At 38.1% G+C, this 11,265-nt stretch carries 8 protein-coding genes; 3 read left to right on the top strand and 5 right to left on the bottom strand.

Annotated features, from left to right (window positions below):
• Positions 1-86: 86 nt before the first annotated feature.
• The 5 genes from CP355_RS08395 to CP355_RS08375 form a co-directional block, all read right to left on the bottom strand.
• Positions 87-2,708, bottom strand: coding sequence for a cation-translocating P-type ATPase (locus CP355_RS08395; protein WP_199161219.1), 2,622 nt, complete (start codon positions 2,706-2,708; stop codon positions 87-89).
• A 212-nt stretch (positions 2,709-2,920) separates the two neighbouring features.
• Entirely contained in the window at positions 2,921-3,877 is a 957-nt protein-coding gene (locus tag CP355_RS08390; RefSeq protein WP_098044323.1) for an ABC transporter permease, read from the bottom strand.
• Positions 3,874-5,031 carry an ABC transporter permease gene (locus CP355_RS08385; protein ID WP_098036636.1) on the bottom strand — a complete coding sequence of 386 codons (1,158 nt, stop codon included), beginning with the start codon at positions 5,029-5,031 and terminating at the stop codon, positions 3,874-3,876. The genes CP355_RS08390 and CP355_RS08385 overlap by 4 nt, the downstream gene beginning before the upstream one ends.
• Positions 5,012-6,559: an ABC transporter ATP-binding protein gene (locus tag CP355_RS08380; RefSeq protein WP_056945604.1), complete on the bottom strand. Its 1,548-nt coding sequence runs from the start codon at positions 6,557-6,559 to the stop codon at positions 5,012-5,014. The genes CP355_RS08385 and CP355_RS08380 overlap by 20 nt, the downstream gene beginning before the upstream one ends.
• 66 nt (positions 6,560-6,625) lie before the next feature.
• Positions 6,626-7,711 carry a BMP family protein gene (locus CP355_RS08375; protein ID WP_098044322.1) on the bottom strand — a complete coding sequence of 362 codons (1,086 nt, stop codon included), beginning with the start codon at positions 7,709-7,711 and terminating at the stop codon, positions 6,626-6,628.
• Positions 7,712-7,887: 176 nt separating this feature from the next.
• On the opposite strand from CP355_RS08375, the gene CP355_RS08370 reads away from it, so the two are divergent.
• The 3 genes from CP355_RS08370 to CP355_RS08360 all read left to right on the top strand — a co-directional run bounded on the left by CP355_RS08370 (position 7,888) and on the right by CP355_RS08360 (position 11,198).
• On the top strand, positions 7,888-8,391 hold the full coding sequence (locus CP355_RS08370) for a nucleoside 2-deoxyribosyltransferase (RefSeq protein WP_022087513.1): 504 nt from the start codon (positions 7,888-7,890) through the stop codon (positions 8,389-8,391).
• A gap of 198 nt (positions 8,392-8,589) precedes the next feature.
• Positions 8,590-9,462, top strand: coding sequence for an SLAP domain-containing protein (locus tag CP355_RS08365; protein WP_158227544.1), 873 nt, complete (start codon positions 8,590-8,592; stop codon positions 9,460-9,462).
• A 185-nt stretch (positions 9,463-9,647) separates the two neighbouring features.
• A complete protein-coding gene (locus CP355_RS08360) occupies positions 9,648-11,198 on the top strand; it encodes a class I SAM-dependent DNA methyltransferase (protein ID WP_098044320.1) in 1,551 nt (516 codons plus the stop codon).
• Positions 11,199-11,265 lie beyond the last annotated feature (67 nt).

Genomic DNA, 11,265 nt, shown 5'->3' with positions numbered 1-11,265 from the left:
TCAAGCCTCTATTAATCCTGTATTTAAACTGTCTAATTTTTAGGTCTCAGTTCATCATAAGAAACGAAGCTTTTTTGCTTGCCTAATTATTTATTTTCATTAACTACTTTAACGATTTGAATCAATACAGTTGGCATTACTGCAAGACCAATAATCCAAAAAAGTTGAGTGCCAGTTAAAGGAGTTACGGCAAACAAACCGTGCAATGCTGGTACAAACAAGATTAATGCTAAAAGCAATGTACCTACAGCAAATGCAGCTAAGCTGTACCAGTTGTTCTTAAAGCCAATCTTGAAAATGCTGTGTTGTGAACGACAGTTGAAACCGTGAAGCAATCTAGCAAATGTCAAAGTAGAGAATGCCATCGTACATGCAACAGCTGGACTAGTTTGACGACCAATCATGAAGGCGGTAATTACGCCGACTGCAATGATCAAGCCTTGAAGTCCTACCTTGGTAACTAATGATTTATCCAAAATACCAACCTTAGGATCACGTGGCTTTCTGTCCAATACATCTGGAGCACCTGGTTCCACACCGATTGCTAAAGCTGGAAGAGAGTCAGTAACTAAGTTAATGAACAGTAATTGTACAGCGATAAATGGTACTGAGAAACCACCAATTGAAGCAAATAATACCGTAATAATAGCTGACAAGTTACCTGAAAGCAGGTACATAATAGCATTTTTAATGTTTTCAAAAACAGTTCTACCATTAGCAACAGCCTTGATGATGGTTGCGAAATTATCATCAGCCAAGATCATGCTGGCAGCGTCCTTAGATACTTCCGTGCCAGTGATTCCCATGGCAACACCAATGTCGGCTTTCTTTAAAGCAGGGGCATCGTTAACACCGTCACCAGTCATAGAAACGATATGATCCTTCTTTTGCCATGCGTTAACAATTCTGATCTTGTTTTCAGGAGATACACGAGCATAAACAGAAATCTTCTCAATCTTTTGTTCAAGCTCTTCATCGCTCATCTTATCAAGTTCAAGACCAGTAACAGCTAAGTCACCATCGTTGAAGATACCAATCTTTTTAGCAATAGCAACTGCAGTAACCTTGTGGTCACCGGTGATCATTACAGTACGGATACCAGCTTTTTTAGCTCTGGCAACAGCTGCAATACTTTCTTCACGAGGTGGGTCCATTTCAGAAACCAAGCCAATGAAGGTAAAGCCATTTTCTGTTTCAGGTGTTAAGTCCTCATCGCTTTCTTTATAAGCGAAAGTTAACACACGCAAACCATTTTCGGAGAAGTGTTGGTTTTGAGCTAAGATTTGCTTCTTATCTTCTTCCGTGATTGGACGAACTTCGTCATCTAATCTAATGTTAACGCAGCGATCAAGCAAGACATCGATGGCACCCTTAACAAAGATAGTAGGAACTGTATGAATCAAGTGCTTAGTACTCATCAATTTTCTATCAGAGTCAAAAGGTACTTCTTGCTTACGAGTTAAAAGCCCTCTTAAATCTTCTTCAGTTAAGCCTAAGCCTTTATCACCTAAGTCGATACCAGGTACTTGGCGGTACATTTCTAATAATGCGTATTCCGTTGGGTCACCGATACCCTTGCCATCAACTAAGCTAGAATCGTTGTTTAATACTGCATCATATAGTAAGTAACGATGTAATTGATTATCTAGGTCAAGTTGATTTGGCTTAAGAGTTTTACCACCGATATAAATATCTTGGACAGTCATCTTATTTTGGGTTAAAGTACCGGTCTTATCAGAACAAATAACTGATACTGAACCAAGCGATTCAACGGCAGCCAGGTTTTTAATAATGGCATTTTCTTTAGCCATTTTTTGTGTACCCATGGCTTGAACGATGGTTACGATTGAACTTAAAGCTTCAGGAATTGCAGCTACGGCCAATGCTACTGCGAAGAGCAAAGCATCCATAATTGGTTGACCACGCCATATTTGCAAACCAAGCACAATAGCACAGATAATTAAAATTGCTGTGGCAAGTTTTGACGAGAACTTATCAAGTGAGATTTGCAATGGGGTACGACGTTCCTTGGTTTCGTTCATTAAGGAAGCAATCTTACCGATCTCTGTGTTCATCCTTGTGGCCGTAACTACTACATTAGCACGACCATAAGTTACAAGAGAACTAGAGTAGACCATGTTGATACGATCACCAAGTGGCATTTCATGATCAAATTCTACATCCGCTTTATCAATGTTAGTTGATTCACCAGTTAAAGAACTTTCATTAACTTGCAGTGAGAAGTTCTCCAAGATACGTCCATCGGCAGTTACCATGTCACCAGCTTCAAGTAACATAATATCGCCGGGAACAACATCTTTTGAATCAATTTCAATCTTTTTGCCATCACGCAAAACTTTAGCACTAGGTGAAGACAGTGATTTTAATGATTCAAGTGACTTCTCAGCTTTGATGTGCTGCACAGTACCTAAAATTGCGTTCAGGATTAAGACCGCGATAATTACTAAAGTACTTTCAAGTTCCCCAGTAAAGGCAGAAATCACGGCAGCGATAATTAAGATAATTACCATCAAGTCTTTAAATTGTTCTAAAAAGACCTGCAATGTCGTTTTCTTTTTGCCTTCAATCAAGGCGTTCTTGCCATACTTAGCTAGGTTATCCTTAGCCTGCTGAGATGATAAACCACCGCTACCTGTCTTTAATTCTTCTAAGACTTTAGCTTTGGTCTGTAAATAATATTGTTTCAATATAAGACCCTCCAATAAATTTCAGTAAGTCCCAAACAAAAAAGAGACTACTGCATAAACTTAAGAGCGTTTATGTAATAGTCTCACCATTTAAACTCACAGCGGAAATTTCTTTCGTGACTTGACGCCATGAGTACAATTATTTGTCGGTTACTCCTTATATATATCAAATTTATATCATACATGTATCTTTTTTTCAACTGCTTCGTTAATTATTTTGATTTAATGTAATTTACGCCAGCAGCTGCAGGAGTAACAGATTTTCCAAGGAAGACGACTAGGACAACGATTGTGATGACATATGGAGCGATTTGCATATAAACCGTTGGGATTTTTTCAAAGCCTGGAAGTTGATTACCGATGATGCTTAGACTTTGAGCAAAACCAAAGAAAAGGGATGAAAGCATTGCGCCAATTGGATTCCATTTACCAAAAATTACAGCAGCTAAAGCCATAAAACCTTGACCAACGATAGTTGAGATAGAGAAGTTACCGGAGATTGATTGAGCAAAGACTGCGCCGCCCAAACCGGCCATAAAGCCAGAAGTAAGAACTCCGATGTAGCGCATTTTGTAAACATTTACGCCGAGGGTATCAGCGGCTTGCGGATTTTCACCAGTTGACCGAAGACGCAGACCAATTCTAGTTTTGTAAAGAATCCACCAGAGCAAGACTGTGATGATAATAGCGAACCATGCAGGAGCGGAAGTATTAGTAAAAAAGATTTTACCAATGACAGGAATGTCTGCTAATCCCGGAATATTGGTGTAACCAAAGTTGGCAGTAATGTTAGGAGTTTGACCTTTCTCATAGATAGCTTTTATTAAAAATACACCTAAAGGCGGAGCTAATAAATTTAATACCGTACCACTGATGATGTGGTCAGCATGAAGGTTAATTGTAGCGAATGCATGTAATAGAGAAAAAATCAAGCCGAAGATTGCACCAACTAGTGCGCCTAGCCATGGAGTAGCGGCGCCAAAATCTTGGGCAAAAGTAAGGTTGAAGATAATGGAGGTAAAAGCACCAACGGTCATGATACCTTCAAGACCAATATTGACAACACCCGAATTTTCACTGTATACACCGCCTAGGGATGCAAGAATTAATGGAGCAGAATACACCAAGGTTGAGGAAACGATTAATGCTAGAAGAGATGTGAGATTCATAATACTGGTCCTTCTTTTTGTAATTTGATATTTGGTCCATCGACACCGTTGTTCGGACCAATTTCTGTACCTTTCTTTAAAGGATGCTTATAGCTAGCTGTTTTCTTTACTGCAAAGAGCAAGTCAAAGACATATTTGATAGCAATGAAGAAAATGATAGCGGCAATTACAATTGAAACAATTTCGTAAGGTACGCCGGCTACCGTTTGCATACCAAGACCACCAATTTTAAGGATAGAAAATAGGAGAGAAGCAATTAAAATCCCAATTGCTGTACTATTTCCTAATAAAGCTACTGAAAGCCCATCCCAACCGATGTTAATACTGCTAGTTTGAGTAAAGTAGTTTTGGTAAGTTCCTAAACCTTGCACTACACCGCCGATTCCTGCAAAACCACCAGAAAGAAGCATGGAAAGGATGATGTTCTTTTTAGCAGAAATTCCAGCGTAACGGCTGGCAAAAGGATTAAGACCTACAGCTTTGATTTCAAAGCCGACAGTTGTTTTCTTCATGAGGAACCAATAAATTAAGATGGCACCAATTCCCAAGAAAATACCGGCGTTGATACGAGAATCACCGAAAAGATGGCTCAACCAATCTAAGTGCAAGCTGCCATTGGCGGGAATGTCTTTAGTAGTGTCCGCACCATTGCGCAGACTTTCTGGCATAACTTGCTGCATTAAATATTGGCAAAGGTAAAGCACGATATAGTTGAGCATGATGGTTGTAATTACTTCATTAGTGCCAAAATATGCTCGTAAAAATCCTGCTATCCCAGCTACAATTGCTCCGGCTAGAGCACCTGCTAAGATTGCCAATGGCAACAAGATGTATTTAGGTAAAGTTGGATTGGCTAAAACGATCCAAACAGAGGTAAGCCAACCGGCTTGAGCTTGTCCTGGCAATCCAATGTTAAAAAATCCTGCTTTTGATGCAATGGCAAAGCCAACTGCAGTAAAAATCAACGGGGTGGCTTCACGGATGGTTTCGCCTAAGCCATTCATGTTACCAAGAGCACTAGCAAACATGGAAGAATAAGCGGTGATTGGATTGTAGCTCCAAATGAGCATGATAATTGCTCCGATTAAAAATCCGGCAATTACCGAAATAATAGGTACTAAATAACGTTTTGTTTTAGCTGAAACTTTGATCAAGGTCTTGTCCTTCTTTCTGTATACCGGTCATTAATAAACCTAATTCGGTTTCATTAGTTTGGTCTGGCTTGACTACGCCAGATTTTTGACCATCATGCAGTACTAAAATGCGGTCAGATAACTGCATGATTTCGTTTAGTTCGTATGAGACAAGGAGGATCGCCTTACCTCTGTCACGTTCTTTTAGCAATTGTTTATGAATATATTCAATAGCCCCAACGTCTAGTCCGCGAGTTGGTTGAAAGGCAATGATCAAATCACTGCCTCGTTCAAGTTCGCGGGCAATAATGACTTTCTGCTGATTACCACCTGAGAGTTCTCCCGTAGGTAAATCGCTGCTGGCGGTTCTGATATCAAACTTTTTAACTGCCGCTTTAGCATGCTTCTTGATTGCATCGAAGTTGATAATTCCGTGATGAGAAAAAGGCTGCTGGTAGTAGCTTTGCAAAATAAGGTTATCTGCTACCGACATCTGCAGAATTAAGCCATATTTTTGTCGATCGGCAGGGATGCTGGCTACTCCTTGTTCCGTGATCTTTCTCGTAGGCTTGTTGGTCATATCTTGACCATTGATGATGACGGACCCCTGATCAACGTGACGTAAACCGGTAATTGCTTCAACTAGTTCATCTTGACCGTTGCCGTCAATTCCGGCAATGCCTAGAATTTCGCCGGCGCGAAGTGAGAGTGAGAGTCCTTTAATGGCTAAATTGCCGCGATTTTCTTTGACTTGCAGGTCTTTAACCTCAAGAATATTTTGCCCAAAATTTTCGGCTCTTTTGGTCAATTTCATTTCTACCGCATGTCCAACCATTAATTCTGCCATGCGCTTGTTGCTAATGTCTTTGACTTGATAAGTACCAACATCCTGACCAGTACGGATGATCGTAACTTCATCTGCGACCGCCTTAATTTCTTCTAATTTATGAGTAATTAAAATAATGGATTTACCTTCATGAGCTAATCCTTTAAGAATGTTCATAAATTCTTTAATTTCTTGTGGGGTTAAAACGGCAGTAGGTTCATCAAAGATAAGGATATTTGCGCCGCGGTAGAGGATCTTAAGGATTTCAACCCTTTGTTGCTGTGCGACTGTGATATCGGCAACTTTTTTATCGGGATCAATGGCTAGATGATAACGTTCAGATAAAGCTAAAACTTTTTCTTTTGCTTTTTTAATATCTAAGACAGGTCCTTTAGTAGTCTCATGACCCAAAATAATGTTTTCTAAAACTGTGAAAGAATTAGCTAGCATGAAGTGTTGATGCACCATCCCGATACCCAATTTTTTGGCAGCCGTGGGACTAGCGATATTAGTTTTTTCACCGTTAACAAATATTTCACCAGAAGTGGGTTCAAGTAAACCTGAGAGAATACTCATTAAAGTTGATTTTCCTGCACCATTTTCGCCGAGTAGTGCTAGGATTTCGCCTTTATGCAATTTGAGATTGATATCGTTATTAGCTTTAAAACCATTAAAGTCTTTAACGATATGTTTCATTTCAATAACTGTATTTTTATTTTCCATAGCTTGATATTTCCTATAAAAAAACTCTCCATCAAGACGAAGAGTTTTTGACTGTTAAATTAGAAATTATTTACTTGGTTTAGTAGCAACGTTAATCTTACCGTCAATGATTTGCGTACGTGCCTTTTGAACTGCTTGCCAAGCCTTGTCGCTAAGTTGTCCCTTAGTAATTGAAACGCCATTGCCCTTCAAGCCGTAGACAAGGTGCTTGCCACCTGGGAACTTGTTGTTGTATGCATCGTTAGCAATACTCTTAGTAGCCACGTTTAAGCCTTTTAAGACAGAAGTTAAAGTAAAGTTAGCTTTCTTACCGTTCTTAGCGGTGTAGTTACCTAATCCGGATTGATCAACATCAACCCCAATTACCCAAACTTTCTTGTCGGCTGGTAATGTTTGGTTGTAATCCTTAGCTTCTTGGAAGACACCGTTACCAGCATTACCTGCTGCTTGGTAAATAATGTCGGCCTTGTTAGCGTACATTGATTGAGCAATTGACTTCGCTTTATCAGTAGCAGTGAAGTTACCGATGTATTGAGTTTGAACGGTGATCTTCTTATGAAGCGCCTTAGCACCATCGGCTACACCTTGCCTAAAGCCCGCCTCGAACAAGTCAATAATGGCTGATTTGGCACCACCGATAAAGCCGACTTTGTTGGTCTTAGTTGTGTAAGCTGCAGCTAAACCGCCGAGATAGGAAGCTTCATTACTCTTGAAGGTGACAGAAGCAACATTCTTTTGACCATTAACTACACTGTCGACGATTACGAAGTTCTTCTTAGGATTCTTCTTGGCAGCCTGACTAACTGCTTGTTGTAGTTCGAAGCCGACACCGAAGATGGTTTGATAACCAGCCTTAGAAGCTTGGTCGAAGTTGGGAACGAAATCGGAAGGACCACTTGATTGGAAGTATTGATAACCGCCCTTGCCTTGCTTTAAGCCATGTTCTTTACCGTAAGCTTTAAATCCAGCCCACGCAGCTTGGTTAAAGGAATGGTCGTCAACACCGTTTTGGTCGGTGATTAAGGCAATACCGTGTTTGGTATCCTTGTTAGTTGAAGCACCTTGCTTCTTGCCCGAACAAGCGGTTAAGGCTAAACCTGCCGCAAATACAATCGCACCAACTGATAAAATCTTTTTGAACTTTGAGTTCATTTCTACCTCCAGAATTGATATTATTTTAAGAATGATTCGATTAAAATAATAAATTAATGTACGTGTTATGTCAATATAAAACTTAAAATAAGCAAATTATGTCTATATATAGTGCGAAAAACGAATGATATGTGATATACTGCTTTTAAAATTAATATTCTGAGAGGAAAAACTAAATGCAAAAGAAAATCGCAACCGGTAAGATCTATTTAGGTGGATCATTCAATCGAGAGATAGATCATGAACGAGTGGAAAGGGCAAAAGAAATATTGGCTAAGAATCCAACCATTGCCAAAGTACATTTTCCATTCGATTATGATTTTGTTGATCCGGAAGAGAAGAATCCAGAAATTGGTGGCCAAAGAAGCATGACCTGGCGAGTGGGTACTTTTCAAAATGATCTTAATGGGATAAACAGTGCCACTTGTGGCGTGTTTTTGTATGATATGGATGTTTTAGATGATGGTTGTGCGTTTGAAATTGGCTTCATGCGAGCAAATCATAAGCCAGTAGTGTTGGTGCCATTTACTGAACATCCGGAGAGACCGAAGAAGATGAACCTGATGATTGCGCAAGGCGTTACTGCGATTATTGATGGTAATACGGAGTTAGAAAAACTAGCTGAGTATGATTTCAATTGGACGCCTTATATTCCTGTGACAGGTTATGGCATTTATTAGAAAAAGTTAAAAGCATCCCGATGGGGATGCTTTTTTGTATTAGATAAAAATTAAATTCATGATTTGCTCCTGCAATATTGCAGATATGCCTGTTTTTGAGTCTTGAGATATTAAAATATAAAAGAGAAAATCTTTTAGTAATAAGGAGTTAGAAAATGGATTAAAAAAAGACTTTGTTTACTAGCATGGGCAATTACCTTGCTATCGGTTGGTACAACTGCAATTGCTGCTAATAGCAATGCAGAGGTGGTTGAAGCAAAAACTGTTTCTAGAAAGTTGAAACGTAATGCCGCTATTTACACTAGCCATGGTAAACGCACTCATAAGAAGTATTTGAAGAAGGGCATGAAAATCAAGATTTACGGTTATAAGACCATCAGGGGTAAGAAATATGCGCGTATTGGCAAGAACAAGTACGTTTTAGTTTCTAATTTGGCTTCGGCAAAGAAAAAGGCTGTGAAGAAGACTGATCAAAGTACTTCTAACAATTCTTCAGATACTGCTGATGACGATATTGCACCAGTAGATCCAGCTAAGTTTGCTGTATACAAGGGCTGGTTGAAGAATAGAAAGAGTGGTAACTTGGTTGCTTTGAGAGAAACTAAAGCAGAATATGATGGCTCTTACGATGATGATGCACCTGAAATAATTCGCAAAGGTCAAGCTATCAAAATCCTTGATGATGACGATAATTGGGGAACCGACATTATTAACACCAAAACTGGTTTTAACCTTGAAATCAGTGGTACTATTAATGATTATGTTTATAATTTAGCCGACTTTGATTTTAAGGCTTATGATGGCAGTTACAAGAATAAGCTTAAGAATCTTAAGAAGTACACTAATGATGATGGTGATGCTGCTAAAATCTCATTTGTACCAACAACAAGTGTTGTTTCTCTTCCAGATGAAGAAAGAACCCAAACTTTAACTGCAGGTAAGAGAGTAATACTTTATAATCCAGACTTATTGATTGACGGTGACGGCGAATACGTGGTTGAAGCTAATAATGGTAAGGGTTATACATTCCAAGTTTCGTATAACCAAATTACTGGTTGGAAGAGACCTTAATTTGAACTAGATATGAAAAAGCTCCGTGTAAAGCGGAGCTTTTTTATGTTATAGATTAATTTTTAGGACTCTATGTCAAAATCTAAAAAGAAAAGATTTGGCTTGGATTTTTTGTTTAGGCTACGTTTAAATATGCGCTAAAATTAATATGTTGACTAATGAATAATAAAATTTAGGAGAATTAGATGATTAACGGAGAAATTAAAAACAAAGTTGATTCTTTGTGGGATGATTTTGCTGCAGGTGGTTTAACTAATCCGCTGGAAGTTATTGAGCAGATTACTTATTTAATGTTCATTCATGATCTAGATAGTGCAGATAATGTGCATCGCCAAGAAAATGAAATGCTTGACCTTCCTTATGAGAGTATTTTCGATGGAAAGAAAGATATTGGTGGTCAAATAATTGATGGAAATGATTTAAAATGGTCAGTTTTTCATGATTTTCCTCCACAGAAGATGTTTGATCTAATGAATCATTTTGTTTTTCCTTTTATTAAGAATTTGCATGATGACAAAAATAGCGCATATTCTAAGTATATGGATGATGCAATTTTTAAATTGCCAACTCCAGAGTTTTTAGCCAAAGTTGTTGATAAACTTGACGATATTTATGCGACTATGGATAAGGTTCGTAAGAATGAAATTCAATCCACTGGTAAAAATGAAAGATTTGATAAATCAGATGTACAGGGAGATCTTTATGAGTATCTTTTAAGTAAATTATCAACTGCAGGAAGAAATGGTCAATTTCGTACACCACGTCATATTATTAAAATGATGGTTGAGTTAATGGATCCTACTCCAGATGATAAAATTGCTGATCCAGCTTGTGGTACTTCTGGCTTTTTGGTAACTGCTGCTGAATATTTAAAAAATGATCATGAAAAAGAAAAAGCTATTTTCTTCAATAAGGAGAAAATAGCATATTACAACAGCTCAATGTTTACCGGCTATGATATGGATAGGACCATGCTTAGAATTGGTGCGATGAACATGATGACACATGGCATCACTGATCCTAATATTCAATATAAGGACAGTCTGTCTGATCAAAACATTGATGCAGATGAATATTCTTTGGTTCTTGCTAACCCACCATTTAAGGGTAGTCTAGATTATGATACAGTTTCAGATAGTTTGTTGAAAGTCTGCAAAACTAAGAAGACTGAGCTTCTATTTCTGACTCTATTCTTAAGAATGCTAAAAATTGGTGGACGTTGCGCTTGTATCGTTCCAGATGGTGTTCTTTTTGGTTCATCCAGAGCTCATAAGGCTATCAGAAAACAATTGGTTGAGGGAAACAGACTAGAAGCAGTAATTTCAATGCCTTCAGGTGTATTTAAACCTTATGCTGGTGTTTCAACAGCCATTTTAATCTTCACAAAAACAAATCATGGTGGCACCGATAAAGTTTGGTTTTATGACATGACTGCTGATGGTTATTCTTTGGATGATAAACGTACCAAAGTTGATAAGGATGATATTCCAGACATTATTAATCGTTTTAAGAATCTTGACAAAGAAAAAGATCGAAAGAGAACAGATAAGTCATTCTTTGTTGATAAGAAAGAAATTGTAGATAATGACTATGATTTATCTATTAATCGTTATAAAGAAATTAAATATATTCCAGTAAAATATCCACCAACAAAGGACATTTTGGCTGAAATTATGAAGTTAGATGAAGAAGCTAGTAAAGATCTTCAAGAATTGAAAAACATGCTTGAAAAGTAAGGAAAGGAAAAACAAATTCAGATTTGTAGTGATGATATGACAAAGTTATTTGATATAACTGGTAAAA

Source organism: Lactobacillus sp. UMNPBX4 (genome assembly GCF_002554115.1).
GTDB lineage: Bacteria > Bacillota > Bacilli > Lactobacillales > Lactobacillaceae > Lactobacillus > Lactobacillus gallinarum.
Note: the sequence above shows the minus strand (reverse complement) of the source record. Positions and strands in the feature narration are given on the sequence as shown.